The organism is Halopiger aswanensis (genome assembly GCF_003610195.1).
In the GTDB taxonomy this organism is placed as follows: domain Archaea; phylum Halobacteriota; class Halobacteria; order Halobacteriales; family Natrialbaceae; genus Halopiger; species Halopiger aswanensis.
In genome coordinates this window covers 24871-51360 of record NZ_RAPO01000010.1, presented here as the reverse complement: position 1 = coordinate 51360, position 26490 = coordinate 24871, and the positions used below count along the sequence as shown (strand labels likewise).

At 62.6% G+C, this 26490-nt stretch carries 22 protein-coding genes and 3 pseudogenes; 9 read left to right on the top strand and 16 right to left on the bottom strand.

The window, feature by feature from the left end; translation table 11 throughout:
* Positions 1–245, bottom strand: a pseudogene (locus ATJ93_RS22720) (IS6 family transposase); the annotation flags it as partial.
* A gap of 61 nt (positions 246–306) precedes the next feature.
* Positions 307–474 (bottom strand): annotated as a pseudogene (locus ATJ93_RS24405) (transposase); the annotation flags it as partial.
* Between the two features lie 79 nt (positions 475–553).
* On the opposite strand from ATJ93_RS24405, the gene ATJ93_RS22710 reads away from it, so the two are divergent.
* Both ATJ93_RS22710 and ATJ93_RS22705 read left to right on the top strand, forming a co-directional pair.
* Complete coding sequence (locus ATJ93_RS22710) at positions 554–1150, top strand: winged helix-turn-helix domain-containing protein (RefSeq protein ID WP_120246938.1); 597 nt, start codon at positions 554–556, stop codon at positions 1148–1150.
* 3 nt (positions 1151–1153) lie between these two features.
* Positions 1154–1630, top strand: coding sequence for a hypothetical protein (locus ATJ93_RS22705; protein ID WP_211334128.1), 477 nt, complete (start codon positions 1154–1156; stop codon positions 1628–1630).
* A gap of 57 nt (positions 1631–1687) precedes the next feature.
* On the opposite strand, the gene ATJ93_RS22700 is transcribed toward ATJ93_RS22705, so the two are convergent.
* A complete protein-coding gene (locus ATJ93_RS22700) occupies positions 1688–2536 on the bottom strand; it encodes an N-glycosylase/DNA lyase (RefSeq protein ID WP_120246940.1) in 849 nt (282 codons plus the stop codon).
* Between the two features lie 106 nt (positions 2537–2642).
* Between ATJ93_RS22700 and ATJ93_RS22695 the strand changes: the two genes are divergently transcribed.
* The 5 genes from ATJ93_RS22695 to ATJ93_RS22670 all read left to right on the top strand — a co-directional run bounded on the left by ATJ93_RS22695 (position 2643) and on the right by ATJ93_RS22670 (position 8724).
* The gene (locus ATJ93_RS22695) at positions 2643–3101 is read left to right on the top strand and encodes a DUF6884 domain-containing protein (protein ID WP_245977810.1); all 459 of its coding nucleotides are present in this window, start codon (positions 2643–2645) and stop codon (positions 3099–3101) included.
* A gap of 1041 nt (positions 3102–4142) precedes the next feature.
* Positions 4143–5075, top strand: a complete 933-nt coding sequence (locus ATJ93_RS22685; RefSeq protein WP_120246936.1) for a M78 family metallopeptidase domain-containing protein — start codon at positions 4143–4145, stop codon at positions 5073–5075.
* A gap of 448 nt (positions 5076–5523) precedes the next feature.
* Positions 5524–5880, top strand: a complete 357-nt coding sequence (locus ATJ93_RS22680; protein WP_147376693.1) for a hypothetical protein — start codon at positions 5524–5526, stop codon at positions 5878–5880.
* Positions 5881–7611 (top strand): M48 family metalloprotease, encoded by a 1731-nt coding sequence (locus ATJ93_RS24255; RefSeq protein WP_120246934.1) that lies wholly within the window; start codon positions 5881–5883, stop codon positions 7609–7611.
* A gap of 645 nt (positions 7612–8256) precedes the next feature.
* Entirely contained in the window at positions 8257–8724 is a 468-nt protein-coding gene (locus tag ATJ93_RS22670; protein ID WP_120246933.1) for a hypothetical protein, read from the top strand.
* A gap of 47 nt (positions 8725–8771) precedes the next feature.
* On the opposite strand, the gene ATJ93_RS22665 is transcribed toward ATJ93_RS22670, so the two are convergent.
* The 3 genes from ATJ93_RS22665 to ATJ93_RS22655 all read right to left on the bottom strand — a co-directional run bounded on the left by ATJ93_RS22665 (position 8772) and on the right by ATJ93_RS22655 (position 11840).
* Positions 8772–9299 carry a hypothetical protein gene (locus ATJ93_RS22665; protein ID WP_120246932.1) on the bottom strand — a complete coding sequence of 176 codons (528 nt, stop codon included), beginning with the start codon at positions 9297–9299 and terminating at the stop codon, positions 8772–8774.
* Between the two features lie 126 nt (positions 9300–9425).
* Complete coding sequence (locus ATJ93_RS22660) at positions 9426–9923, bottom strand: hypothetical protein (RefSeq protein ID WP_120246931.1); 498 nt, start codon at positions 9921–9923, stop codon at positions 9426–9428.
* Positions 9924–10025: 102 nt separating this feature from the next.
* On the bottom strand, positions 10026–11840 hold the full coding sequence (locus tag ATJ93_RS22655; protein WP_120246930.1) for a M56 family metallopeptidase: 1815 nt from the start codon (positions 11838–11840) through the stop codon (positions 10026–10028).
* A 290-nt stretch (positions 11841–12130) separates the two neighbouring features.
* Here ATJ93_RS22655 and ATJ93_RS22650 point away from each other — a divergent pair, with 290 nt between their 5' ends.
* Entirely contained in the window at positions 12131–15727 is a 3597-nt protein-coding gene (locus ATJ93_RS22650) for a M48 family metalloprotease (RefSeq protein WP_120246929.1), read from the top strand.
* A 112-nt stretch (positions 15728–15839) separates the two neighbouring features.
* Here the strand turns inward: ATJ93_RS22650 and ATJ93_RS22645 are convergent, their stop codons facing one another.
* A complete protein-coding gene (locus tag ATJ93_RS22645) occupies positions 15840–16859 on the bottom strand; it encodes a hypothetical protein (protein WP_147376692.1) in 1020 nt (339 codons plus the stop codon).
* A 158-nt stretch (positions 16860–17017) separates the two neighbouring features.
* Here ATJ93_RS22645 and ATJ93_RS22640 point away from each other — a divergent pair.
* Positions 17018–17219 (top strand): annotated as a pseudogene (locus tag ATJ93_RS22640) (RNA-guided endonuclease TnpB family protein); the annotation flags it as partial.
* Between the two features lie 162 nt (positions 17220–17381).
* Here ATJ93_RS22640 and ATJ93_RS22635 read toward each other — a convergent pair.
* From ATJ93_RS22635 to ATJ93_RS22595, 9 genes are all read right to left on the bottom strand, one after another.
* Positions 17382–18134 carry a hypothetical protein gene (locus ATJ93_RS22635; RefSeq protein WP_120246927.1) on the bottom strand — a complete coding sequence of 251 codons (753 nt, stop codon included), beginning with the start codon at positions 18132–18134 and terminating at the stop codon, positions 17382–17384.
* A 160-nt stretch (positions 18135–18294) separates the two neighbouring features.
* Positions 18295–19182 (bottom strand): hypothetical protein, encoded by an 888-nt coding sequence (locus ATJ93_RS22630; protein WP_147376691.1) that lies wholly within the window; start codon positions 19180–19182, stop codon positions 18295–18297.
* 2 nt (positions 19183–19184) lie between these two features.
* Positions 19185–21575 (bottom strand): tubulin-like doman-containing protein, encoded by a 2391-nt coding sequence (locus ATJ93_RS22625; RefSeq protein WP_120246925.1) that lies wholly within the window; start codon positions 21573–21575, stop codon positions 19185–19187.
* A 334-nt stretch (positions 21576–21909) separates the two neighbouring features.
* Positions 21910–22401 carry a hypothetical protein gene (locus tag ATJ93_RS22620; RefSeq protein ID WP_147376690.1) on the bottom strand — a complete coding sequence of 164 codons (492 nt, stop codon included), beginning with the start codon at positions 22399–22401 and terminating at the stop codon, positions 21910–21912.
* Between the two features lie 351 nt (positions 22402–22752).
* Positions 22753–24564 carry a HesA/MoeB/ThiF family protein gene (locus ATJ93_RS22615; protein ID WP_120246923.1) on the bottom strand — a complete coding sequence of 604 codons (1812 nt, stop codon included), beginning with the start codon at positions 24562–24564 and terminating at the stop codon, positions 22753–22755.
* A gap of 1 nt (position 24565) precedes the next feature.
* Positions 24566–24982, bottom strand: a complete 417-nt coding sequence (locus ATJ93_RS22610; protein WP_120246922.1) for a hypothetical protein — start codon at positions 24980–24982, stop codon at positions 24566–24568.
* Entirely contained in the window at positions 24979–25359 is a 381-nt protein-coding gene (locus ATJ93_RS22605) for a hypothetical protein (protein ID WP_120246921.1), read from the bottom strand. The genes ATJ93_RS22610 and ATJ93_RS22605 overlap by 4 nt, the downstream gene beginning before the upstream one ends.
* 44 nt (positions 25360–25403) lie before the next feature.
* Positions 25404–25844 (bottom strand): hypothetical protein, encoded by a 441-nt coding sequence (locus ATJ93_RS22600; RefSeq protein ID WP_120246920.1) that lies wholly within the window; start codon positions 25842–25844, stop codon positions 25404–25406.
* Positions 25841–26071: a hypothetical protein gene (locus tag ATJ93_RS22595; RefSeq protein ID WP_120246919.1), complete on the bottom strand. Its 231-nt coding sequence runs from the start codon at positions 26069–26071 to the stop codon at positions 25841–25843. The genes ATJ93_RS22600 and ATJ93_RS22595 overlap by 4 nt, the downstream gene beginning before the upstream one ends.
* Positions 26072–26490 lie beyond the last annotated feature (419 nt).

The following is a 26490-nucleotide window of genomic DNA, read 5'->3' as shown; positions in this document are numbered from 1 at the left end:
ACCCGCGACGGCTGCGCCGTCGGCGGGTCTGGCACGCTGTCAGCCAGCCGATGTACCCAGTTCCAGATTGCTTGATGAGAGCGTTCTACGCCAATCAAGCGAAGAATTGCTTGTGTCTCACGGAGAGAACAACCGGTCGCGTGGAGACGGACGGCAAACACCCTGACGGGTGTTGCCGTCCGCTCACGCTCCCAAGATTCATCAAATTCCGCCGCGTAGCACTCGCTGAGCAGGTCTGCGAGCATAGTTCCAACCAAACTCTACGACCTGCTCACTTCTCAAACTGCGCTAACTAGACGGTGCCAACTGACGAGCGATGTCAGCCGGACTGTACTTCGGGTCTGTTTGCACGAACAGGTGAACGTGGTCGTTCGCAATCTCCAACGCCAGAATTTCGTGTCCGATGTGCTGATGAAGCGTGTAGCATTGTTTCGAGAACTCTACTCGTGACGAATTTTGAGCGACCTCGAGGACAACTCAGACCCAACGGTGGAAATATAGTTATTTGCTAGAAAGCTATTTTTATCTCTACCCCATAGAATGAGTGAGAACCATGTCGAATCATCTGTGGGACGGCGATGTGAACGAGTCCGTGGTCGAGGAATGGAAAACAGAGACAACGCCGTTTGAGCGCGTCAAAGAGGTTCTGTTAGCAACGACCTCACACCAGTACGCAAAAGCGATTGCAGAACGGGCTCGAGTGAGTGAACCAAGTGCTCGCAAGCACCTGAATACGCTCGCTGATGCTGGAGTCGCCGAAACTGACGATACTGGACAAGGAATTCGGTACAAACGATCTCGAGAAACGATTGCGATGAATCGCATTCAAGACTTACATGCCGAACTGACGAAAGCAGAACTCGTCGATGGGATTCGCGACCTGAAGGGGAAGATCAACGCCTACCAAGAGGAGTACGACGTCACCGATCCCGATGATCTCGCCTTAGAGCTCGAGGCGGACGACGGGGAGGGATGGACCGCCATTTCGAGATGGAAATCACTCGAGGAGAATTTGAAACTCGCTCAAGCTGCGCTCTCGTTGTACGACTTCGATCCGGATCATGAGCGTGACGACAGTAGCATACGAGCTGATGGGAGCGACACTACGTACGGATCCTTTGCCGGCGAATCCAGCGATCTTTCGGCCTAATCGATGACGGGCGACGATTCCGTTGGGATTCCGTCAGCAGAGCGTTCTACTGATCTGGGCGTCCCAGATGTTATGACCATGCAGCGGATTCGGGACATTGTCATCGAAGAAGAGCCGCTCATAGAACAAGCGCAATTCGACAGTGTCCTTGATCCGCAGGAACTCCGGATTCGATTTGCAGATGGAATTGGTGACGCTGAGTGGTGTCGAATCGATATTACTTGGTACACGTCCGGGGCATATCGCTTTCATTATACTGATTCGGATGGGAGAAACTGGCGATTCGATAAGCATCCGAATCCCCACTCGGCCAAGAAGCATTTTCATCAGCCACCAGATGCACCATCAGAGACAGCAGCTCAATCGTGTATTCAGGTCGAAGAACCTCGATTGGTCGCTCGAGCGGTCTTGAAACTCTGGCGGCGCGCGTATGATCAGGGTACGTTCGGTGATCTCAATACCGCTGAGAATCCACCGTAGATTGACTGTCTTCATGTCGATTTGATGTACGAGGTTGTAGGAATTGTACGTCGGTAATTAGGCGGATAGAGTAATGGTGAATTCTCTCGCGAGTCGCTGTGCTTGCTCCTCCGAGAGCCCCGTATTTTTGAAGTGAGTGCGAAGGGCCTGCTGACTCGGGTTCTTCTGGTCGTTATGGTCCGAGATTATTTGTCCGGCCTGCCAGACGATACTATCGACGCGGAACATCGAGACTGGCCGCTCGAGGATCGCATTCACCTGGTCCATCACATCTGCCCACGCATCCATGACGATTCCCGTCGATTCGTCTTCGACAATGCCCGCTGCTCGAGCAACTCGCTTTACCTGCAGGTCACAGGGGATCGGCACATCTGTTGGGAGATCAAGATACTCGCCGTTGACGATGAGATTGAACTCGTCGTAGGCCTTGACCGCAAGCACGACCGTCTTTTTGTCCATCGTCGTTTCAAGCGCCTCTGCGATCTCCTCCCAGACTCGATATGGATCGACCTCAGGGTACTGGGTAAGGAACCACTCGCCGAATCCATTGTCGATCATGCGAACCAACCGATCCTGTTTCTGATCGCGAAGGCGGGCATTCACCGGTTGTTCCATGAACTCAGCCAGAACCTCGTTGACCGTCGATTCGGAATCAAGAGTGTCCCAGTTCTGCAGGGTCTCTTCTAACGTCTCCCAGAACCGCTGTGCATCCCCGTTGAGTTGATAATCCTGAGTCGTTGCGAGGATCGTGAGCAACGCCAGGTGTTTCGTACTCTCGAACTCTTCGGTTGCTGCGATGAGGAACTCGTATTCGGGTTCGGATTCGTCAAATCGAATGATTCCGTCGTATCCGAGTCCGGCGATTGCTTCTGCAACTTCCGCCCGCCGTCTATCGATATTGGTCATACCATCTAGTGTGTATGAATATTCAAAAATATGACTGAATGCGAGCTCTTCGGCTTGATCTGGAATTAGGTCTTTCCGAATTGGTGTATATTCTAGGTGCGAGGAATTGAAGTGGAACCTGTCAGTAGAGAAATCCATGAGAGAAATCGGTCTTGTGAGTTGTACGAAAACCAAGCTCGAGGAACCTGCTTCGCCAGGTGAACTCTACTCGCCTTCGTCGCTGTTCAGTAAGGCCAGGCAATACTGTGAACAGCACCACGACGACTGGTATGTGTTGTCGGCAAAGCACCAGCTGCTCGAGCCGGATGGGCCGCCGATCGAACCGTACGACGAGACGCTCACGGGAGCTCGGGTAGGCGAGAAACGAGCGTGGGCGACCGAAACGTTCGATGAGTTAGATACAGCCGGATTACTCGAGGCAGATACGACGCTTGTCTTTCACGCTGGCAAAGCGTACTACGAGGAACTGCTGCCGCTGCTCGACGAGACAGCGGTTTCTATAGAGCTCCCAGTCGAGGGCCTAATGATTGGTGAGCGACTTGGATGGTACAACGAGCGGACATGAACGAGACCGGGTTTTACGACGCTGATTGGTTTGGCCTCGAGTGGTCGCCGTGGCTGTCGCTCGATCGAGCAGATGGCGATCTGGAGACCATCTCGAGTGCGCCTGGGCTCTATCGCGTTCGACATCGGCGCCGTGATGGACTCGAGTATATCGGTGAAACCGGCCGAAGTACACGTGGGCGGGTTGGTGCGCTTGCTCGCGGGGTGTACGCCGACGAAATGCCATACCGAGATCCCCACACGGCTGCGCCGTGTCTCTGGGCCGTCCGCGATCGATACGGGCCTGCGCTCGAGGTCTCGTATGCAGTTCCACCAGCGGCAGAAGACAAGCAAGAGCGGAAAGCCATCGAGGCTGCGTTGATCGCGCTAGCGCGACGCGAGATGGGCGAAAGTCCGACGGCGAACTTCGGACGGATCATCGACGGCTACAAGCAATCGAGTTACAGCAAAGACGGGATTGTCGGTGGGCCATTACCAGAGGGCGAAACGGAGCCGAACAGTGCGCCTGGTCGCGGACCTGTTCCATGGACGAATACCGAGCGCGTTACTGGGCCTACGTGGATGGGGCTCGAGTGGTCTGAGCCGTACCGTCTGGAGGATCGCCTCGAGAGTATCGTAATCAATGTGCTCGAGTGCATCCACATCACCAATCCGTTAGCGTCGTATGCGGGTCGCGGTAGTCGCGTTCCATCGCGATAAGTCCCTATTCTAACATACGATGGTCGATCGCTATGCCCACTCTGTCTTGTTGGATACCTATTACAGACATCTGTAACAGACATCTGTGGTAGATAGACTAGAAACGAAAGACCATTCTCGAGTCACATCACGATACAGGAGAGCTAATCATGGTACTTAGGCGCATTTTCTGGCTCAAAAATTCGCTGAGAGAGCTACCAATTCTCAAGCAACTCGTTCAATCAGCGTCATAAACAAAAACCACGAACGCCAGTGGCGCTCGAGCCGAGTTGTTTGTGCACCCCAGAGGGGTGCGGCGCATTCTGAACTGCCGCAGTCACCGTGAACGCGAGTTAGTGATATCATGGCTACGACCAGCGACTCGTCGATCTCATTCAACCAGACCGACACACGATCCGACGAGATGAACAGTACCATCGAACAATGGATCGACGACCTCATCGCCGGCGTCGACGACGCGCAGGCCAGCGACGAGTTCCAAGAGTGGCTCGACGCCCAGAGTCGCCTTCACAACTACTCCTACCGAAACACGCTCCTGATCAAACAGCAGTGTCCCGAGGTGACTCGGGTTGCAGGCTACCAAACCTGGCAGGAGGAGTTCGATCGGTACGTCCAAGAAGGCGAGTCGGCCATCTGGATCTGGGCGCCGATCATCACGAAGCAGTGTCCGGAGTGTGAGAACTCGCCGAGTTACCACAAAGACAGTGACTGTGAGTACGACGAGACGCCACCAGAGGAGTGGTCGGAGGGACTGGTCGGGTTCAAGCCCACGCCGGTGTTCGACATTTCCCAGACCGAAGGCGAACCACTCCCTGAACTCGAGACTGAAGCAACCGGGGACGCCGACGACCTCATCAACCGACTCACTGACGTCGCGGATGAGCTCGGCGTGACGGTTCGGATCGTTCCGGAAGCGGAGTGGACGCACGGTGAGGTGAAGGGTATCTGCAAGCAGCGCAGCCTCATCGATATGCAGCCGCGCGTTGAGGTCCGGGATCGGGAGAACACCGCCGATCTCGCCCGTACGCTGATCCACGAATACGCACACGCGCTGCTCCACTTCAACATCGATGACGATACCGAGCGGTCGAAACGGGAGCTCGAGGCCGAAGCCGTTGCTTATGTTATCGGACGGTACTGTGGACTCGACACTAGCGGATCGGCATTCTATCTAGCTGCATGGGTGTCGGATGATCCCGAGATCGTTCGCGAGCGTCTCGGACGGATCAGTCGGACGGCAGAGGAACTCATCGACGTTCTCGAAACTGATGTCTGAGTAGTTAACCAACAATCACCCCCTGACTATTCATTTCGTTGGTTAAGAATGCTGGCCCCAGTTACAACGCTGAATCCTGGCCCGATGGATACTCAAGTGTAGATCAGCCCAATCGACGTCGGTATAATAATAACTAACACCCATTATGAGAGTGCTTCCCCGCCAACGCCCGTCCCAAGCGCTCGAAATCACCCGTTCTCTAAACGATCACCAACTGATTTCGGATCGGCCAGAGAAATGTTAATAATCTGTCGTTGTCTTAGCCGATCCAACGACAATGGACGGGCTCTCCTGTGGTCGGAGACGGTTGCTTCAGGGCGCGACGGCCATGTCGGCGGGGATGAGTGGGTGTGTTGACGCCGCGACGTGGTATCGCGATTCGCGAGATGAAGCCATCTGGATGGAGACGTCGGACGAGATCGAAATTCCACCGGGACAGTTCTACACGATGGTCTTCGGCGAGATAACGCCTATCGAGGTCACGTACTCGATCGATGCTCCGCAATCAGACCCGGTCGATACGTTCGTCCTGTCCGAACGCGATCACAGACGCTTTCGATACGGGGAGAACTTCGAATACCACGACCACCTTTCGCGGACCGACATCGTGACGAAGGACGTCCAGGGCGTCCTCGACGAAGGGCCGAGGGTCTTCGTGATCGCGCCGTCGGACCTTGAACCACAGGAATCCGAGACGGAAACCGAGACCGGATCGGCTGTGCCGGTCTCGTATGACTTCCGTACGGTGGTCCGGGATCCAGAAGCGCTCCGAACCGAACGTGACGACCGGAGGGAGAAACCATAGATGCTCGATCGGGTTCGGGAGCTCGTTCCGGAGTATCCGATCGGAACCCGAGAGTACCACGCGGCCGGCGTCACACCTCGAGACGTCGAGCGGAACTTGAGAGAGTACACTGGATCCGATGAGGAGTTGGGCCGGGAGCGCACGGCATGGTCCGGGGTCCTGAAATCGACGTATCGCTGGGAGGTCGCCCCTGGCGACGGTGAGTACGTGATTCACGAGCGGGTGACGGTCCCGTTTCGATCGGTGGCAGCCGTTGGCGCGCTCCTCGCCGGGCTTTTCTGGGTTAGTGATTTGGTGCTCGGGAGCAGTGTGACGGGACGGACCGATCTTTTCGTCACGATTCCCGCTCTGTTGGTGCTTCTGGGGGCCCTCATAGTCGGGTTCGAGGCGATCGAAGCGTATCAGCCGGGACTCGAGGAAAGCCCACTCCTCAATCACTACGACGAACGGTTCGGTACTCAGCAGGATTTACTCGGAGGCTTGGTCTTCACACAGGCCATGGTGGCTATAGGTACGTACCTTCTCGGGCTCCCAGCGGTGTACGCCATCCTCTATTACGGCCTGTATCTGGTCGCTCCTCGATCGTTCGAACGGATGCTAGCGGCGGTGATCGATACGCTCAAAACGGGCTTTCGCCGGGTCCCGGCGCTTGCCTTCCTCTATCTCGGCATCGTCGGTATCGCGACCATTGGTCATGCTATCTTCTTGACGATTATGAACAGCATCAAGCTGCTACAGATGATGTCCACCTTCTCTCTCACTGGATCCCTGATAACGATCATGGTCGTCCTCTGCCTTCTCGGATTCTATGCCAACGCGTACGGCATTCTTGTCGATCGAGCCATCAGACGTGAGTTTGTCTCGACGGGCCGGTCGACAGACAATCTCCTTGTGCTGATCGTTGCCTCGTCGTGTGTTCTCGGTGGGGCCGGGGTAGTCGTGTGGATGATCTGGTCCTGGATCGATACGATCCAGTGGGTGACCCAGTTCGTGGACGGCCCGCTGCTCCTCTTGCTCGTTCTCGGGGCGATCGGGCCAGGCTATTTCGTCGCCGGCACGTGTTATCAACTCCGCAGCGTTCTGCAACTATTCGAGACCATGCGGTCGACGGAAACCCGTCTCGACGATCCCGCGTTCGATGATTTTGCGGCAGAGATCCGGGTTCTAGAGACAGATACGATCGGTGCGATGGCGATCGCATTCCCTCGTGACAACCGGATCGTGGTGACGCGGGGACTCGTGGACCAGTATCGCGCTGATGACCTGGACCAGTCGGAACTCAAGGCGATCCTGAGACACGAGGAGGCCCATCTCGAGCGTGGCGATGCCCGACTTTCTATCCTCATCGCGCTCCTCTCTCCGGTCCTTCTGGTGGGGAAGAACGTCCTGTACAGCCTGTTCGATTATCGAACCCGGGAGATCCAGGCAGACAAGTATGCCGCTGACCGGACGAGTCCAGAGGCACTCGTCGGTGCGTTGGGGACGTTGCGGGATCAATCCCTTTCGACCCGCTCGTTCGACACCTTGGCCTTTGCTCCGTCGCTCAACTCGAGTGCGAACAACGTCCAGCGGGAGTCGCTTCCTCAGCGGGTATTCGGCTTTCTGTACGGTGGGTTCGCAGCCACTGACGTCCATCCCGACATCGACGAGCGCATCGAGCAGGTTGGTGACGAGGGGATGGCCGCCCAGTGGAAACTTCAACAGATTGGCGGCAGCGAACAGGATAGATAATTTTCGATCACCAATACCCTTTGTCGTTAATCGGTCGGTCTATTCAGAGCGACCATAGCTGGTACATCCAGTGATGAAGGACTTCCAGCGGCAGCGCGACCTCGAGGGAAGCGAGGTCGACGTCCCCCTAGAGGAGCTGTACAGCGAACTCGGGCACCTGTGTGACCAGTTCTAGGAGATGGCAGTGACGATCCAGTCGAAACTACAGGAGGCTCTGGATGTCATGAGTTCGCTTCCGGTTGGAGTCATCGCTTGGTTTGCCAGAGTCAGTAGCTGTATCCCGAGTAGGTAGAGAATATAGCTATACGGTATAGAGCATCCAAATGATGTGGATCCACTGCAGGGTGGGGCCGCCTTGATCCGCTGCAACCCGTGAAGAGCCGTCAACGGATCGTGGATCGATACCTGGCGACCCGTCGGTCCACGACGAAATCCCGGTAAGCGCCGTCCTGCCTCCCCGATCCAGCCCTTCTCAGCCGTCTGATCGCAGCCGTTGTGTGACTATATATAAATATTTTGGGAGTCCGACGTGACGTAGGATCCATCCACCCTCAATATACAGCAATTCTTCCTAGATATAATTCCATATATTCTATCTATACACTCTAAATTTGTTCATTTGTTTTCCGATCCTTCAGTCACGATGTGCTCACTCACACTTCCGACATCGATCACCGCGAAGCGGGGGACCGGCTAACGGCGCTCGACACGGAAACCGGTCATGACCGTGATCAGTCGCGCACCAGCCCGTCGGACGACACGAGTAATCGACCAGCATCGACGGGCGACGGCGGGTCGGCTCCCTGGACCGGTCCGATCGCGTCGGCCAATCCGAATCTCCGGTACAACGTCGACGAACTGGCCGAGCGGTACGCTGATCCCGACCAGTGCGTCTCGCAGCTCTCCGACCTGACGGGCGAATACGACGAGACAGCGACCGCGGTCGAGGAGTACCTCAGCGGGAACCGGGAGAGCCTCGAATCGCTTGGAGACGACCTCCGCGAACGGAGCAGTCCGATTCGTGGATCCATCGACGTGGCCAACGGTGGGCACGGTGAGGACGGAAGCGCCGTCGAGGCAGCCGCACAAGAATTCCGGACGCCACGCATCTGATCAAGCGGCACTAGCGACGCATCAACCGACGGCAGCCCCCGCAGCGGTCACGATCGCGACGGATGCTCGGTCTCGGAGACGATCTGTTCGACGGGACGGCGAATCCGCTCGTGGAGGTCGTCGACTTGAGCGACCGTCATGCCGATGCTGGCGAGCAACGCGTCTACCTCGTCCGGTTCGAATCGCCGGGGGACGGTCGCGCGGAGGAGCATCGATTGATCCTCGACCGGCTCTGTGAACTCATGTGCGTTCCGACGTGCGATCGTCGCGTGTGCCCGTTCGAGTTCCGCCAGAAAGTCGCCGTCCGTGGCCCGGAGTCCTGGATCAAGGGGTTGTCGAACGAGCAGATCACAGACCCCGTCCGACGTTCTCGAGGGTGCCACGAGTTCGAGTCGGGCCTGCGTACACCTGTGCGTGAAGAACAGTTCTGCCCGGTCCGTCGAATCGGACGCCGCGGTTGCGACGGCCTCCGCCGGCGAGAGCGCCGACGGTTCCCGGACCCACGCCGCCTCACTCGTGATCGATTCCACGACCCGTTCGATGCGCTCCGGTGACGGTGTGTCGCGTTCAGTCATGATCAGGTGCCGACCGCCCGCCCGGTCGACCGGTCGTGCCTTCCCGATCGACGCTGGGAAAGGTGACGTCGATCCCACGCGAGAATAGACCGGGGCAACACTTATCGCGGCGCCGGCGGGGGCCGCTCAGTAGAAGTGCGGGACCTCGGCGAACGTTTTGCTCCAGTCCGTCGGATCCGGGAGGTGTTCGATGACCTGCTGATCGGTGAAGAGATAGCACGACCGCGTCTCCCCGCTCGCCATGCCGTCCATCCGGTAGACGAAGTGGTACCGTTCGCCCGGTTCGACGATCGCGTCGTCGTGAACGTGCTGTTGGAGGATCTGGTCCCGGACCAGTTGTGGGTTTACCTGAATCGGAGCGGGGAAGCGGACAACGTTCTGGTGCTGCTGGACCGTCATCTCGCCGATCCGCACGTACGCGTCCATCTCCAGTTCCTGGTTCGAGACGATGAGCACGCCCGTCGTGTCTTCGTAAGACCAGACGGCCGACTCGCCGGGTGTAACGATCCCAGCTTCGACGATCTCGTCTGGCACCGAGATCTGTGGCTCCTCCTCCTGGACCGTGGCGGGAGCGACGTACGCCCAGGGGATCTCCCCGTCGTCCCCTGCCGTCGGTGGTGACATGTGCCCCTATGATACTCCTATCGGTAGAAAAAACTCCCGCTTACGGCTCCAGCACTCGAGTCTACCGTGGATGGATCGATGGACATCCTTGCGCCTCGTCGCTCACTCTGAATCCACCGGTCCCGCGGCCTCCTCATGACGGAGCTGTTCAATCCGCTCGGAGAGCGCCGGGTGCGCGTTCCCAAGCAGAACGTCGCCGTAGAATAGCCGGTAGAACGCTCCGAGGTCCCGGCCGGCGTCACTGATCCAGGTGTGGAGCCGTGTCCCGCCCGGAAGCCGCTCGATCCACCGAGTCCGCCGCTTGCCGTTGCTGGCGGCCGTCGCCGCCGGATGAGGACCGGTTCCTTGACGTCGACCGGCGATCGTCGATCGGGCCTGCCAGTCCCAGATCCGTTCGAGGGCGTCGCGTACCGCTCGCGCACTCGTCAACTCGACAGCGAACGAGTCGGCCTCGCGCTCGATTCGGGGATACTCGTAGAAGACGAGAAACGCGTTCCGGCCACCGAACAGGAACAGAGCCGTCGCGGTCGCGACCGCGTTGACGACGGGATCGCGGTTCCGCAGGTGATAGAGTTCGTGTGCGAGCACCGCGTCGCGTTCGGCCTCGTCGAACGTGTCGACGATCGGTGACGAGACGACGACGTATGGCTGGAATCCGAAGACCCGTCCCTTGACGCCGGCGTACGGCTGATCATCCTCGACGACCCGGACTGGAACGGCCGTGCCGTCGGGAGCGGTCCAGACGAATTCACGGGCTGCACCCGTTCGCAGCCGGGAACTGATCGCGTGACCGACGAACACGCACCAGCAGCCGACCACCGCGATGAGCGGCGCGAACGGCGCTGCGACGGCGATCCCCGACACTGGATCGATCGTCCGGCCACCAATCGTGACGGCGACCCCGATCTGTCTCCGGACGATATCGACGAGGTCCGTCGCGGCACCGGCGAGTTCGTAGCCGTCGAGGACGGCTACGTCGAGGACTGCGGCGCTCACCAGGTTGACTCCCCACAGGAGTTCCCGCACCAGCAGCAAGTTCAGGGCCAGGTACGTAAGCAGAAACAGGTAGCGTTCGGCGTCAGAAGGAAACACCGCGAACTCGCTCCGCTCCAGGTCCTTGATCTGCAGACGACAGGCGAACCCGAGGAGGACCGTCGCGTACGCACAGCCACCGATCGAGAGCACGAACGCCAGGGTGCCTGGAACGAGCGCCCACAGCGCAGTAACCGGCGTGAGAAGCAAGATGACGGTGATCGGGACGGCGAACCCAACGAGTACGATCCGGAGCTGGGCCGGTGCACGGTCTGGGGTCGGGAACGAGAGGAGCGGAAATGACGCCCCGCGAGCGTACTGGACCGCTAGCAGCAGGCCGATCACAACTCCCAGGCCGCCGGTGAACCACCACTGAACGTCCGGCGACGCCGCGGCCGCGGCCAGCATCGCCCCCAGTACCAGGTAGTAACCGGGAGCGAGGCCAAACGAGCGGAGCGTCGCCGACTCCAGGGACGGGACAGTCGCGAGATCGGACAGTAGTAAGGCGAGGATTACGCCGCCGAGCAGCCCACCGTTCAGCCCGATCCGCCACTCGAGGACGATTCCGAACCCCACCGCAGCGACCAGGAGCGCGATCGCGAATCGGACTAGAAGATGGATCCTCCGCAAGACCGTCACCGTGCCCGCACTCAGGTCGTAGGTCACGTGGATCTGGTAGAGGCCAAACGAGTGATCGATCCGCCAGCGTCGCTCACCATCCTGCCCGACAGGGTTGTGTCCCGCTCGCTGGGTGAGTTCCCGAACGACCGCCCGTGGGAGCGCGTCACAGTCGTAGGTCGCGCGGAAGAACGCGCCGATCGTAGATCTCCGCTCTCCCGATCGATCGGTGTCGGGCGAGTCGGATCCCCCTCGCGCGGTCGACATGCGTGGACCTTCTCAGATCGAGGGCTTAGTTCTTGATACGCGTGCCCGTTGTTCCTAGATCAACCAGCGCCGTTTGGAATGAAACGGGAGACGGATTGCTTCACATTTCGGAAACTGTCCCCGGCGATCACGGGTATAGAAGTGCTCGCTTGACACCGGAGCGGGGACACGTCACGGAGGGCGATTTCCGGACCCTCAACATTTTTTTGATACCGGTGTGACAGTACCGGCTATCCGAGACGGCTGCCGGCGGTCAGTACCGCCGCTCGAGGACCCAGGGGAACGAGAGGATGGACACGTTCGAGCGCGTCTGGCTGTTCGACGGGGATGAGGAGACGCTTCGCTCTGCACTCGACGCGGCGTTCGACCGGTCCGAGGACGGGGACTGGATTCGCCAGCGGGCCGTCGGTCTCTACACCGAACGCGCCGCGATCGAGTCAGGTGAAGGTGACGGAGACCACCGGGTTCGGGTCGTTCGATCAGTACCGGACCGACTACGGTTTCTCGTTTATCTCGTCGTCCTGAGCACCGCCTGGTCCCTCTTGACCGGTGACCAGACGTGGCTGTTCGGGGGGCTGGTACTTGCTGGGCTGTACGGCCCATCGATGCGCGAACCAGTTTCGGGCGCGCGATCGTCCGACACGATCGAACTCCGACCGCCGACGCTCGTGACGGCCGTTGCGGTCGGAGCCGACGTACTCAGGTTTGCAATTGATCTCCTCCCGGTCGACCAGCCACTGTTCGGAATCGGGGTGGCGTTGTTCGTCGCAATCTTCCTGACGCAGGTGCTGTTGATGGACGTGATTCCCTACGCGAACGTCAACGGCGGCCGTCCAGCCTTGTACTGGCTGAAGACCGTCATGTGGGTCACCATGTCGCTGTGGATCGCCATCCTCGTGTACGGACTCGTGGGCGCCGGCGGCGAGTTCCTCATCACGCTCGACGACGTCATTCTAAGTGACGATAGCCTCACGACCGCTCCGGGCGCCGAGGTCGAGAATCTCGCCGTGCTTACTCGCAGCGCGACGGCGGTCGTCGTCGGGGTCGTCGCGCTGGCGCTCGTGACCAGTCATCTCTCGAGGGCCGATCGGTTCCGCCATCGCCTCGATGCACTCGAAGACGTAGGTGCAAACGGTCTCACGAGCGGATGGATTCGGGGGCTCGTCCGCGGAACGGTCGCCGTGGCGAGCGTGACCGCGACCCTCTTCGGCGTCGTGGCGATCGCGCTCGTCACTGCGGCAGTCGGCGGTGGGACAGTCCTCCCGGATGGTCTCGTCGCCGGTGCCGAGTGGCTACTTCCAGATCTTTATGATTCGAGTTGGTCGTCGACGGAGGCAGCACAGTCGCTGCTGGCGGCGGTCTGGACTGGGGTTTCCGGTCCAAAGTGGACGCTCTCGGTCGTCCTCCTCGGCCTGGGGCTGGTCCCGCTGGCGATCGGCATGGGAGCGACCGCAGCGTCGGCCGTCGTCGCCAGCGTCGGAACCTGGCGACTGCGCCGCCGCGGGACCGCGATCGACGTCACGTTGGAGACTGACCGGCCGCTCCCGCCGGTTATCGTCGTGGACGATCCAGGCGTGTGCGTCCGCCCGCTTGCAGGCGTTCTGGGTCGTCGACAGGCGATAGCGGTCACAGAGGCGGCGTTTGATCGCCTGTCCGAAGCGCAACTCCGGGCGGCGGTCGCTCACGCCCAGTCTCGGCTGTCCCATCATCGTCCGCTCCGCGACGCGGCATACCACCTCTTCGGGGCCCCGTTCGGCGGGAACACGGCGTTGCTGGTGGCCGACAACCACGAGACGCGCGACTTCCGTACGGATTACGACACTGTCGATGGAAAGGTGGCGGTCGACGACCTCGGGGCGGCCCTGGAGATACTGGACGGAGACAAGTCCGATGGCCGGATCTGGCGGCTCCAGCACCTGCCGACGCGCCCGCTGCCGGTCGTGCCGTGCCCCCGGACCGGCCTCCCGGGACCGTCCGGGGTCATCGATTGGCTCCAGCACCCGCTGGCCGGGATCCGGGCGGTCGTCCGCGGTGCCGTCGTCTGGCTCGGTGGGAATGACACGCTCGAAGCGTGTCGGCCGACTACGACGGAACGACAGACGACGCTGCGCTCGGGATGGACCCCGGAAGAGGACACACCGGCGCTCGGCGCCCGCGACGGCCCGGACGGACAGCCAAGCGCACTGATCAGGGAGAGCGAGGCGGTCTACAAACTCGTCCCGCGAGCGGTGCAGGATCGGCTGGCCCGACTGGACGAGGGTTACGACCTCGTCCGGGAAGGCAACACCGCGTACTGGACCTCGGGCCAGCACTGGCTGCGCTACGACTGGTCACTTGAACCGGCACGGGAGCGGAACGGGTACAGAATCCGACAGCAGATCTCGGCGCCCCAAGGCCTCCAGGTCTGGGTGTTTCTGTTCCCGGTGCAGGTCTTCGTCCTCCTGCTCGCGGCTCGCGTCTACGCGGAGTTCGTGATCGGACTCGATCTGGCCGCCTTCCTGAGCGATCCAACCAGACCCACCGTACTCGCCCTCTTCGCCGTCCCGCTAGTGTTGATGTGGCTGACCGGCGTTGCTATCGTGGCGGGGCTGCGGGTCTATCAGCTGGCGCTCGTGGTCTACCGGGCACCGGACCCGCTGGTGGCCGACCGACAGCGCGCCGCGACCTACGCCAGTTACAATCCCGCCTGGCTGCTGTACCTGCTGCTGCTCGCGCTGCTTGGCTCCGCTCCGTTCGCGGTCGTGGCCGATATCGGGACCGTCCTCCGGCTACTCGTCGGGTGGACGGCGGTGCTCTGTCTTCTCGCCACCGGGGCGCTCACGCGCATCATTGACCTCCCAGTCATCGTCAGACGGCGCGCCCCCTTCGGGATCCAATTCCCGCCGCTCGGGCGGCGGGCGCTGTTCGCCCAGGCAGTGCTGGTGCTCCCCACCGCTGTCATCGCTGCCTTGATCGTGCTCGCCCCCGGACCGCTCCCGCTCGCGTGGGCCTTCGACCTTATCATAGCGGCGCTCGTTGCCACCCTTGGAGTCTCGATCTACCGGACCCTCGACGCTGAGTGGCTCCAGCTCGGGTACTACGACTTCACCCGGAATCCGGCAAGCGACCACAGCCGCGTCGGGGCCGACCTCGTTGTCGCGGGGAACGTCCTCCTGAGTAGCGTCGCGGTCGCCGCCCTCCTCGTGATCTGGACGCCGCTGGGCGGCCCCAACGACATCGGCCTCTCGATCGCACCGCTGGTCGCGTCCGCGATCATCCTGTATCTCCCCGCCGGGAGCGTCCACCAGCTGTACCTGTTCCGGACGTTCGTCGACGATGTCCGGGCCAACCACGAGTCCTACCAGCTTGACTCGGTCGCCTTCGACCCCGATTATCCGGTCTGGACGTATACCGGGACCGACAGCATGGCCTCGTTCGCGCTCTACACCCGATCTACGCGGGCAATCGTCCTCTCGCAGTCGCTGGTGGAGGCGACGACGATGGAGCAACAGGCGGCGATCGTGGCGCACGAACAGGCGCACTTCGAACACGGGGACGCGCGACTCTCGTACTGGCTGCGCGTCGTCGGATCGGCGCTGCTCGTCGGCCAGGACGTGCTCTTCGAACTCGTCGACTTCCATGACCGCGAGTTCGAGGCCGACCAGTACGCCGCTACTCGCGTCGGCACAGATCAGCTCGCGTCCGCACTCGAACGCCTTCAGGCGCTCGAACGCGAGCGCGACGGGCGAGCGCTCGTCTCGTCGACCGGCACGAACTTCGTGTCGACGGAGGACCTCGACGCCGCAGAGGACGTCCTCTCGAGGAAGTTCCAGGTCTTCCACGGCGGTTACGCACTGGCCGAGGCTCACCCGACGATCGACGAGCGGCTCCGGGCGCTTCGCGAGTGACGGGCCCGTCGACCGGCGGTTCGGTATTGATCGCGCACGAACCGGTCAGGAGCGACCAATAAGACGTGGGTCCTTGACAGCCCCGATCGCTGTTTGACAAGAATCGGTTCGGTCACGCCAGGACGCGTCGAATGGTCTCGGCGAGGGCCGCGGCGGCCTCCTCGACGTGTCGATCACATGTTCCGGGCGTGCACTCGACGTGGAGCCCACGGTCGCCACCCTTCGAGAGGAAGTTCGTCGAGATCCGCGGGTTCGTGCCGGGGAGATGAAGGCGATCGAGGTCGGTCCGGACCTCCCTGCCGGCCCGCGTCCGGAGTTCGTCAGCGACCCGTTCCCGCACGGACGCGTCGATGCGACCTCCGACCTCAATCCACTCGTAGCCTGACCGGTGGACGCCGACAACGAGGTCGAACGCGCGCCCGGTGAGCGTTGCCAGGCCGGGATAGCCGTCAACAGCTCGGTCGAACCCCCCGACGTGCCACCGGCGGTGTGCCGTCACTGCGCTCCCCTCCGGCGGGTTGTACCCCTGGAGCAACCAGAGCGACGCCCGGACGCCCCCATCGTCCAGTCGGTCGTACGTGCGGCTGGCGATTGCGTCCGTTCCCCGTTCGACGGCACCGCCGTGTGGGGCGGTCACGAGCACGCCCTCGCAGGTCTGGTCGTCGACGAGCGTCTCGGCGAGGCCACCCCGCTCCCGGACCTGTTCGGGTGTCTCCTGAGGGATCGTGGTGGAGAGTCGAACCGTTTGCTCTCCGTCGATTCCAAGACGATCGAGGTGCTCCTCGTGCACCACGAGCGGTGCGTCGTGCTCCCTGATCTCGTACACACGATAGTACGTCGCATAGGGGCCGGCATCCACTCTGACGTGGCACCCCTCGTCGATCCCAAGGCGGTCAGCGATCCGCCTAGCCAGGCGACAGCGGTCCTTATACTTGCGCGTCGGATCGAGGGTGGGATGGGACTCGGTAACGAGGGAAACGTTGACCACGGTTTCTGTGGGCTTGTCGGGCGCACCGAAGATAGTTCGCACGACCGGAATCGGACACCCCGCGGTGACGTCGATTCGGATCGATGTCGGGCGGCGAAATCGATCGTACTCGGCCACACGAATAAGGGCGTCGTGGCGCTTCACTCGACCGGGGGGAAGGGGGGATGGCGGGCGCTGCAGTCCAGCGTTCGCCCACGACCGTTCGTCACCGATCGCGCTACAGGATTTCGTCGCATTGGGGGACGATGAAGCCACTTTCGGCCGGCCGCTCACAGTGTCGGCCGATGACCCACATCGTCTCCGACCTCCACCTCAGTCACGAGAACAGCATCGAGTACTGCGACCGGCCGTTCGACGGCACAGGCGAGGTCAACCGCCTCGGGATAACGAACATTGCTACAGTCGCATTCCCCGACGAGTACGTCCTGTATCTTCTATCACTTCCTCACGGACACAATCATCAGTGAATGCGTCGAACGCGGTGTTGGAACGCTGGTAGTGAGTTTACGGCGTGGTATTCTCGCCTACAATCTTTAAGGCGACAGCAACTCGCGATTCTTCGCTCCGACTGCGCGGAAGCACCGTTGGCGTTTTCCGGTAATCACCCGCAAAACGAGACGAGCGAGATTGGCAGGTGCAGTAACCAATCTCCAGTCGGTGGCCGCATTAGTCGAGGCGTTCGATCGCCTCGACGAGTTCGGACGGCCGGACACCCCGGTCGACAAGTTGCTGGAACTCCGCGACGAGATTGCTGATCGGGGGATCGACGTCCGACCCGTCGAACGTTCCCGTGAGGACGGAGACGGCGGCGACGAGGTCAGGCCTTGTGATACGTTCGGAATCGAGGGTCGTCTCTAGGTTACGTTGGATGGCGTCGACGACGGCCGAGCGCATTCCGCTCCCTTCGACCGGAAGCTCACCGTTACTTCCGGCGATTACTTCGTCCGCCTCGATGGCCGCCGCGTCGACTTCCCCTGCCGCGTTGCCGGTGGACCGAACCCGGACCTTGCCAGACACGCCGTCACAGTCGTCGCAGTCTGGACAGTCGACCCCGGCGTCGATCTGGGCCGCTCCGTGACAAGTTCTCGGGTGATACCGCCGCTCAGCCGACGGTGCACGGATCGCAACCGGACCGTCGAGCGCACCGTTCAGGCCCGCGTCCAGCGCCCGTCGGAGATCACGCCGGACCGCCTCGGGATCGTCGACGCCGTATTGAGCGAGGGCCACGCGGTCGATCGCCGCCTGGATAGCGGTCCGGGCCGTGCGACGCGAGACGCTCCCGGTCGTGAGGGCCGGAGTCGATTGCAGGTGCGCGCTGATCCATCTTGCAGTCGACTCGTCGATGCCCGCCTGCTGCAGTCTGTCTTTCCATGCCGATTCTACCCAGTCGTGGTCGCATAGCTCGTTGTCACCCGTCATCGTGGATAACGTAGTGTTCATCGGTCGATTCACCGCGCGAGTCGCGTTGCGACGGTCGTCACGGGGCGTCACAGGGCGCCCCGTCGACAACAGATCGCGGCGCCGGAGACGCCGTCGCGGCGGTGTGAGCGCGGAGAAGTGCTCCCCAGTAGTTGGCAGGTCACAGCTCGATGTCGAACTCGTCGTCCTCCGAGTCGTCGTCACTCCGGCCGAACACGGAGGCGATGCGATCGAGGATCGACCCGGTCGGTTCGTCGCCGTCCCCCAGCTCTGGGTCGGTGTCATCGAAGAGATCGTCACTCCCGCCGCTCAGCCGTCGGCGGAGCTGCTGAAGCCGCGACGACGCGATCGGGTCGTCGACGTGGGGCTCGATGTCCTCGATTGCCTCTACCCACTCCTCGCGGCGGCCGGCAGCGTCGTCGCCGGAGCGGCCGATCACGACGCCGCCAGCGAGCCCGAGCAAGATCGCGAGCACGCCGACGCCGCTGACCTGAACAAGCGGGACCCCTCCACTCTTGGTGTCGGTGGTCGGGGTGGTCGTGTCCCCGGTTGCGGTGAGGTCGGTTGAGAGCCGCTGTCCGTGGCGCGTGTAGGAGACGTCGATCCCAGCGACGTCGACCGCCTCATCGCCCGAGACCGTCGTGACCGTCTGGAACTCAATAACGACCTGTTCGCCGGGCTCCAATTCGTCGACGGTGAACTCGTTGCCCCCAGCGTGATCGACCTCGACGGCGTTGTTACTGGGCGAGATGGTCGTCGTGTAGCTGTCCGGCACGACCAGGGACTGCGCCCGGCGCTCGACGACGATCTCGAGCTCCGTCAACGTCGCCTCTGTCGGCTCGATCGCGAGCCGAACGGTGACCAGATTGGAGTCCGGATCGGGATTGCGCTCGGTCTCGACGGTGAACGCGTCGGCGGACGCCTGCCCGTCGTCGGCGACGGCGGGCGATCCGGTGTGGCCGACGGCGCCACCGACCGCTCCGACGCCGATCGCGAACACCAGCGCAGCCGTGACGGCCAGCGCCGTCAGCTTCGTGCGATTCCGCACGATCAATCACCTCCAGCCTCGGGGGCAGCATCTTGATCGGGATTCGGGCTGCCGGTCGCCCCATCGACGAACAGCTGTGGATACGCAATGTTCCGCTCGAAGGGGACGTCCCGGCCGAACAGCTCGTTCAGGGTCCCCTCCTCCCAGCGCTCGTGGATGCGCCGCAGTTCCGAGGTATTCGCCAGGGAGACGTCCTCGTAGAGCGCAACCAGCGTCACGGTGAACGGCGCGTCCACGCTGGCGACGTCCAGTCGGTCGGTGATGTTCTGGGCTGGCATCGCCGACGACGGCGTCTGGCCGGTCGTGGCCGTCGTTGAGAGGACGTGCTGGTTCCCGCGGTGGGTCAGCAGCGACAGCGTCCCCTGCGCGACGTTGTCGAGCGAGGGGTGCATGTAGTCCTCCAACGGTTCGTCCAGATGGCCCTCGATAGCCGCCTGGAGCGCTTCGACCAGGTCGTCCCGGTCGACGACGTCGGCGTCGACGAGATCCTGGAGGTGGTCGGCCTCGTCGAACGTCCGGGTACTGACGGACTCGAGGGAGTCGGTGTTCAGCGGCAGCGTCTGGAGCGGCCCGGACCTGTCGCCGGTCAGCCGGGTCTCGGCTGTCTCCACCGTCGACGCCACGTTCGACCGGTGCTCGCGCAGTTCCTCGAGGTCCGACTGGACGTTGTTCAGCGTCGACGTCAGGGAGTCACGCTGCCGGCAGAGTGCGACCCGCACCTCAGGGAGCAACTGCTCGTCGAGCGTGTCATCCAGGTCCTGGAGCGCCGTGAACTCGTTGTACAGGTGGTTGAACTTGGCCAGGAGCCGCTTCTTCCGGTCGAGCTTCTTACGAAGCTCCCGACGCGTGCCGACGCGCACGGCGCTGGTGTTCTCCAGTTCGGTTTTGATCCGGGAGCGCTTCTTCTGCAGGACGGTCTCGATGCCCCGCTCGTACTTCTCGTCGGGATCGGCCTCGGAAAGCCCGGGCGCGTGCTCCGACAGTTCGTCCGAGTGCTTGGCCCAGTAGTCCTCGACCGTAGCCTCGAACTCGTGGGACTCCAGCCGATCGTTGAGTTGGTCACTGACCAGCCGGTGGAACACCAGCTTCGCGATCGCCTCGTGGGGGAAGTCGTCGTCCCCCTGGTCGATCTGGGCCGCGATCTGCTGAGCGTACGTCCGGAGGTCGTCCGCAGAGGTGTCCGTGAGATCCAGTCCGGCAACCGTCTCCCGCATCCGGTCAAGTTCGTCGGCGACCGGGCGACTGATCCCGGAGAGCGCGTCGGCGTTCAGGCTGTCCACGTCGATCCGGGTCACGTCGGCCTCCTCATCGATCAGGTCGTCAAGGTCGGCGATCGTCGCCTCGAGGTCAGCCTCACGGGCCTCGAGGTCGGCGATCTCGCCGTCGATCTCCGTCAGCGCCTGCTGGCTCTGGAAGTAGTCGTACACGTCCTCCACGGGGACGCGAACGCTGGCTGCCGCCAGGGTCAGCAGGCGGTCCTCGAACCCCCGCGTGAAGATGTTCTCGATCTTGACCGTGGCTTGGGTGATCGACAGGACCGCGGTCGCGATCGTCCAGTTGACGTGCTCGCGGTAGTTCGAGAACTCGTCATCCGAGGTCCGCGGGGCGGCTTCGATCTCCTCTTCGTCGACGGGCAGCAGGACCACTGCGTCGAGTGGCGGTTCTCGGATCTCGAACCCGTCGTCGAGCACGTTGCTGCTGGGAGCGGCGTCCATCGGCAGTTCGATCGGGTACGGATCCGGACGCTGTGCGGTCTCGTCGGGGACGTTGATCAGCGTCGTCAGCTGCTGGAGCGAGATGTTAGTGTTGACGTACGTCTCGGGGGTCGGCCCGAGCGTGGTCCGCTGGTGGCGGTGCTCGAACTTCGAGACCGTGCCCGCGGCCACGATCTCTGCCTCGATGTCGTGGCGGTCTGCGTAGCTCTCGACGATCCGGCGGACCATCGGGCTCAGCAGCGGCAGCATGCCCGCAGCCGTCCCTCCCGAGAGCGCCCCCACGAGCCAAGTCGACAGCTCGTCGGTTTCGTGAGCGTCGACGAACTCTGAGAGGACCTGCTCGACAGACGCGTACACCTGCTGGTGGTAGTACTCCAGCAGGAACCGTCCGATCGGCGGCGTGCTGGTCGCGCCCTGGTTGGCGAGTTCGAGTCGGTCGGCGAGCCAGGGCACCTCCGCCTTCAACTGCTCGAAGCGCTGTTCGGCGGCGTCGTCGCGGCGGAGTTCAACCGTCTCGAAGCTCGGCGGGATCTCCTCGTCGTTCAGCGCGGCCGTCTCGATCGAGACGAAGGTGAACTGATCGGCGAGCCCGTACTCCTGTACCAGTCGGTGGATCGTCGTCGCGGTCCGAAATCCGCTGGTGCCAAGCGAGATAACGATGTTCTTTCGTTCGCTCATGGTATATTCGAACGCGCACCCGACTGACACTGCTGGCGGCCCGGAGCGGTACCGGATCCGCCATCACGCAGTTGTCGTCGAGCGCGCATTCGCTTGTGAGGAAGGACCGGCCACCGGTGGGTCTTGATTCGGGGTTCTAACGAACGTAAGCTATAAGGGGCGATGCATTTTGTGGTGGATGCCGGTCGGGTAGTCGGATCGAGTCTGACGCTCGTCGGTCCCGGTTGATCGGATACCCTCGAGTCGGAGGACACACGGGTCGCTGTTCCTGCTGGTCATGACGTATCGACCCGGACAGCCACCAGAACACGAGGAGGGTGACGGCCCTGCTCCGTCACTGGAACGCCGGGTCCGAGACGGAGCCCTCGGACTCGTCGCCAGTGAGGAGGAGGGAGTTGGAGTCATCGTCATCTTGCTGGTCAGACCCATCGTCCCGGTCCGGCACCGGACCCTCCTCGGACTGCGGGCCGTCGGTCTCGTCCTCGTCGTCCTCGTCACCTGCAACCTTCTCCGCGATGTACGCCAGTTCGGTCCAGAGCGCGAACGCGACCTCGCCAACGCCAACATCCTCGCTCTCCTGGACCGTCTCCCGGAGCATCGACGCCAGTTCTTCGTGGAGCTGGCTCGACACCTCGCCGTCGGCCTGCTGCCGGACGATGATCGCCGCCATGAGCTGCTTGATCCGGTCACCCCGGCGATCGACGCGGGCGATGTCATCGCCGACAGCCGCCTGAAGTAATTCGACGACCGCCGTTTCAATCGACTCGTCGTCCAGGTCGCTGGGGTCGACCTCCGGTTCTGTCTCGAGTTCGGATTGGATCGCCATCGCAGTCATGACTACCGACTCCATCCACATCGTCGGAATCCAGTCCCTGTTCCCGACGTAAGATTCATCTGGGGGGCGCATTCCCGGCGAGGGCACCGGTCGCCGTGTCGGTCCGAGACTGCCAGGTCGTCTGTCTGTACCGATATCTGAGGCCTCGATCATTGCTTCCGTGCTCCGACTTCCAGAAGCGGGCGTCACGATGAGAGAGTAGCTCGACCCTATACGGATGTGAGCAGTCGTTGCGGACTCCGCCGGTGGCATGACTAACCAGCGCCGACTGCCACGCGGAGGAGAAGCGAGCCGCCCGCGAGACGGGAGCGACCGGCCCCCAGATCCCCGTCCCGGCGGGGGTCACCGGCGGAGATACCGCCAGAGCGCCAGCACACCCAGACAGCCGATCGCGATCGGACAGGCGTTCGTCCGCAGAACCGCCAACAGCTGCGCGCTCCCCGAGAGATCGCTGCGCGAACGATCGTCGTCTCGCATGGTGTCCCCGCTGGCGGATGCAAGGGGCGCTTCGGCATCATCGCCGCTGGGGTCCTCCGCTGCAGGTGGCGACTCCGTGCCATACCATCCGCCGGCGACAGACTGGGATTGACTGTCGATCTCCGGGGCAGGACCGGCATCGTCCCCGGGACGGGGTGCAGCCGGCCGGAGTGAATCGGCGGTGATCTCGGTCGGCGTCGCCGTCGCGTCTTGCTCGGCCAGTTCCTCGAGGTCGACGTCGAGGTCCAGCGACTCCGCCTCCGCAAGTGTGTCCTCGTCGATGCGCTGTGTCCCCTCGCCGAGACACCCGTCCGTACCGCAGGTCAGACACTCCCTCGAGGGGTGGGTGCCGACGGAGACCATCTCGTTGGTGGTCCCGTCGAGCCGGACGTAGTCGGCAGGCGCCTCGTAGCCGGTGACGAGTTTCGTCACCATCCGGACGGTCGTGTTCGCCGCGAGCGCGTTCAGGGGTGTGATCGCGGGCTCGGGCGACCGCACGTCCTCGTCGAGGTACCCGCGCTCGATGTCGGCCTCGATCTCCGCCTCGTCCATTGACTCGAGGCGGAGCCGCTCAGGGTCGTTCCGCCCGAGACAGTCCAGACAGCCGGTTACGCCGGGTGCGACCAGCTGGACGAGTCCCCGCTCCTCGGTGATATGCCCGTCGTCGGTGGTCTCAATCGAGACGCCGGCGTCGACGTAGTGACGCAGGTGACGAATGGCGAATTCGTTACAGTAGAGGCGAGCGGTCAGCCTGTCGACAGCACCGATCAGGACATCACACGCGGCGAGCGCGTCCTTGGGAACGTCCTGAACGCGTGCCTCGTAGGCGTCGACGCTCGCCTCGGGGTTGGCACGGACCACGTGCTCACTGACGACCTCGACCTTCGGCCGGCCGACGTCTGCCTCGGTCGCACCGTAGATCCGCGGCAGGTTCGACCGCTCGACGTGGTCCGGGTCGGAGAAGACGAACCGCCGGACGCCGAGGCGGGCGAGCTGTGTCGCGACGATCGAGCCGAGGCCGCCGAGGCCGACGATCCCGATCGTCCGGTCGGCGAGCCGCTGCTGGCCGCGTTCAGTCAGCGCGCGGATCGACCGGTCGTAGCGGTCCTCGTCGACCGTCGCCGTCGTCGGGGCAGTGGGAGCGTCCAGCGGGCCCTCCAGCGCCCAGTCGCCGACGACCTCGACAGGGAGGCGACGCCGCGTCTCGCGCTGGGGATCGATGTAGACGGCCGTGTCCATCCCGCGGTGGCCGAGCACGCCAAAACACAGCGGCGTGTCCGGATAGAGCCCGCCGAGCCACTCACGGTAGGATTCCATGATGTCGTCGTCGAGGCCGCTGAATGATGGGTAGTCACTGAACGGGTGGCTGTGCAGCATGACCGGCACGAGGCCGTCCTCGAGTGCCGATCCCAGCCGCTCACGCTCGACCGAGAGCGCCGGCCGGACGGCGGCCTCCTCTTGGACCTCGCAGTCCTCGCCCGGGACGGGATCGATCTCCCGGGCGAACAGCCGGCCGTCCTCAGGAGTGCAGTAGACATACGCGAACCGCTCGATGCCGTCGTCTCGGAGCAACCATTCCCGGAGCCGCCGGACCTGGGTCGCGGTGAGCACGAGTTCGTACTCGTCGGTGACAGTGTCGGACACGGTCTCACTTGCGATGTCGCTTGTAGCCGTCATGTCAGGCCTCCACCAGCGGGTTGTCCGAGTGCGGGTTCTCCAGCGAGACCTCCAGGATTCGGAACATCGTCACGAGGTCGTGTTCCTGCGGGTCCCAGTCCGAGAGCGTGTGTATGCAGTACTTGACGAATCCCGGCGGCGCCGACGAACGCGCGTACAGTACGTGTGGGCTCGTTCCCTCGTACCGGATGTCGCTGCTGATGTAGACGGTCGGCTGGCTCCGGGGATAGGTCTCGTCGAGGTCGAACCGCATGTCGGCGTGGCGGGTGCCGTGCTTGTTCTCCCAGCCTTCGGGCAGCGTCAACTGCTCGATCGTGACGACGCCCTCGGTGAGGTCGTAGTTCATTCGCGCGCTCTGGCGCTTCCCAATCTCCGCTTTCAGTTCCTCGATCTCGACGATCACGTCCGCGACGTTCATGCTCGTCCGAACACCTCCGACCCCGAGAGGGGCTGGGACTGCAGTTCGGTCCCGGGCGGGACGTGGTCGGTCACGACGTCCTCGTCGTTGAGTGCGACTATTTCGCCGGCGTCCTCGTCCCGGAAGGTCAACACGGCCTCCGCCGGAACGTCGTGGTCGCGCTTGAGGTCAGCCGCGACGGTACCTTCCGGCACCGCGATCTCGTCGGCGCCGAGCCGATAGGTCACGACCGCGGCCTCGGTGTCGTCTTCCTCGCTTCTTTCGGCGGCGTCTGGTGCGTCGGTGGCGGCCGGATCATCCTGTAAGGCCAGTTCGTCTTCCGCTGGCTGTTCGTCCGTGATCGTTCGTGCGTGCTGAGTTGAGTCGTCCTCGGTCATGGTGTCGTAGTAAGTCGGTACACCGGCCGGAAGCCGGTCATGTGTCAGCAGTCCTCAACGGCGTCGTCAGAGTCCCGTCCCGTCGCGGCCTGGGAGCGAAGCCGCCGCTGGAGCCGCTCAAAGATGGTCAGCAGGTCGTCTGTTTCCGGGTTCCACTCGGCGTCAGCGGAGAAGACGTCGACCTGTGCCCATCGACCGTCGCCGTCGATGCGTTCAGGGACCATCACCGGCGGTCGATCCCCACGGAGGCGCATCGACTCGGAGATGTAAACGCGCGGCCGGTACCGCGGGTACTCCTCGGGTAGATCCAGCAGCACTGCGCCGCGCCGACTGCCGTCCGGCGTCTCCCAGCCCGGCGGGAACTCCAGGCCGTCGATCCGGATGACGCCTCGGGTCGCAAGGTCGTAGCTGACCTGGACCTGCTGTCGCTGGGCAAGCGTCTCCCGGAGTTCGGTCAGTTCGCTGACGGCCCGCTCGACGTTCATCCCCCGCCGAACACCCCGTCGTCGGCGAGCGGCTGTGCCTGGATCTCCTGGCCGTCATCGACGTGCTCCGCGACGACGTCGTCGTCGTTGAGCGATTCAATGCCGTCCTCGTCCCGATAGGTGAGGACGGCGTCGTCGTCGACATTGGCCTCGTTCTTGAGTTCCGCTGCGGTCATGTCGCTCTCGATCGGAATCTCCTGGCCTTCAAGCTGAACGGTTTGTCCCATGGTCGTGGATGGTCGCTGTTGGTTGGCTGTCGGTACGTCGGTGGGCCTGGGTCGACTCGTTGGTCTGCCGCCATCAGTGGCGGCGCCACTCGATAGTGCGGCCTCTATAGTCTTCGAAATTTGGCGCATCAGCGACCGATCGTTCGGATCCTGCCGAACGCAGTCGATTGGCGAGTGCCGAGACGATCCAAGTTCTAGTCGGTGATCGACGTCAATGTTGATCGGTCACCCCACGACGACTCCCCGTGGATCGGCAGAACGGGAGCAGGGCGACTCGATTCGGTGTCCCTGGAATGGCCCCGACTCGGATCGGGCTCACCTCGTAGCGGGAATACCTCCCGTCGCTCCCCACGAGTGAATGCCGGTCACGTGATTGGAGTCGACACTGGACGATCCCGGAATCCCCATCTCACTAGTCT

Coding starts and splice junctions, on each gene's coding strand:
- ATJ93_RS22615 (WP_120246923.1), bottom strand. CDS start 24,564: ATGACGGCTACAAGCGACATCGCAAGTGAGACCGTGTCCGACACTGTC.
- ATJ93_RS22625 (WP_120246925.1), bottom strand. CDS start 21,575: ATGAGCGAACGAAAGAACATCGTTATCTCGCTTGGCACCAGCGGATTT.
- ATJ93_RS22620 (WP_147376690.1), bottom strand. CDS start 22,401: ATGGCGATCCAATCCGAACTCGAGACAGAACCGGAGGTCGACCCCAGC.
- ATJ93_RS22650 (WP_120246929.1), top strand. CDS start 12,131: ATGGACACGTTCGAGCGCGTCTGGCTGTTCGACGGGGATGAGGAGACG.
- ATJ93_RS22685 (WP_120246936.1), top strand. CDS start 4,143: ATGGCTACGACCAGCGACTCGTCGATCTCATTCAACCAGACCGACACA.
- ATJ93_RS22665 (WP_120246932.1), bottom strand. CDS start 9,299: ATGACTGAACGCGACACACCGTCACCGGAGCGCATCGAACGGGTCGTG.
- ATJ93_RS22705 (WP_211334128.1), top strand. CDS start 1,154: ATGACGGGCGACGATTCCGTTGGGATTCCGTCAGCAGAGCGTTCTACT.
- ATJ93_RS22710 (WP_120246938.1), top strand. CDS start 554: ATGTCGAATCATCTGTGGGACGGCGATGTGAACGAGTCCGTGGTCGAG.
- ATJ93_RS22660 (WP_120246931.1), bottom strand. CDS start 9,923: ATGTCACCACCGACGGCAGGGGACGACGGGGAGATCCCCTGGGCGTAC.
- ATJ93_RS22700 (WP_120246940.1), bottom strand. CDS start 2,536: ATGACCAATATCGATAGACGGCGGGCGGAAGTTGCAGAAGCAATCGCC.
- ATJ93_RS22635 (WP_120246927.1), bottom strand. CDS start 18,134: ATGACGGGTGACAACGAGCTATGCGACCACGACTGGGTAGAATCGGCA.
- ATJ93_RS22655 (WP_120246930.1), bottom strand. CDS start 11,840: ATGTCGACCGCGCGAGGGGGATCCGACTCGCCCGACACCGATCGATCG.
- ATJ93_RS22610 (WP_120246922.1), bottom strand. CDS start 24,982: ATGAACGTCGCGGACGTGATCGTCGAGATCGAGGAACTGAAAGCGGAG.
- ATJ93_RS22595 (WP_120246919.1), bottom strand. CDS start 26,071: ATGGGACAAACCGTTCAGCTTGAAGGCCAGGAGATTCCGATCGAGAGC.
- ATJ93_RS22605 (WP_120246921.1), bottom strand. CDS start 25,359: ATGACCGAGGACGACTCAACTCAGCACGCACGAACGATCACGGACGAA.
- ATJ93_RS22680 (WP_147376693.1), top strand. CDS start 5,524: ATGGTCTTCGGCGAGATAACGCCTATCGAGGTCACGTACTCGATCGAT.
- ATJ93_RS24255 (WP_120246934.1), top strand. CDS start 5,881: ATGCTCGATCGGGTTCGGGAGCTCGTTCCGGAGTATCCGATCGGAACC.
- ATJ93_RS22600 (WP_120246920.1), bottom strand. CDS start 25,844: ATGAACGTCGAGCGGGCCGTCAGCGAACTGACCGAACTCCGGGAGACG.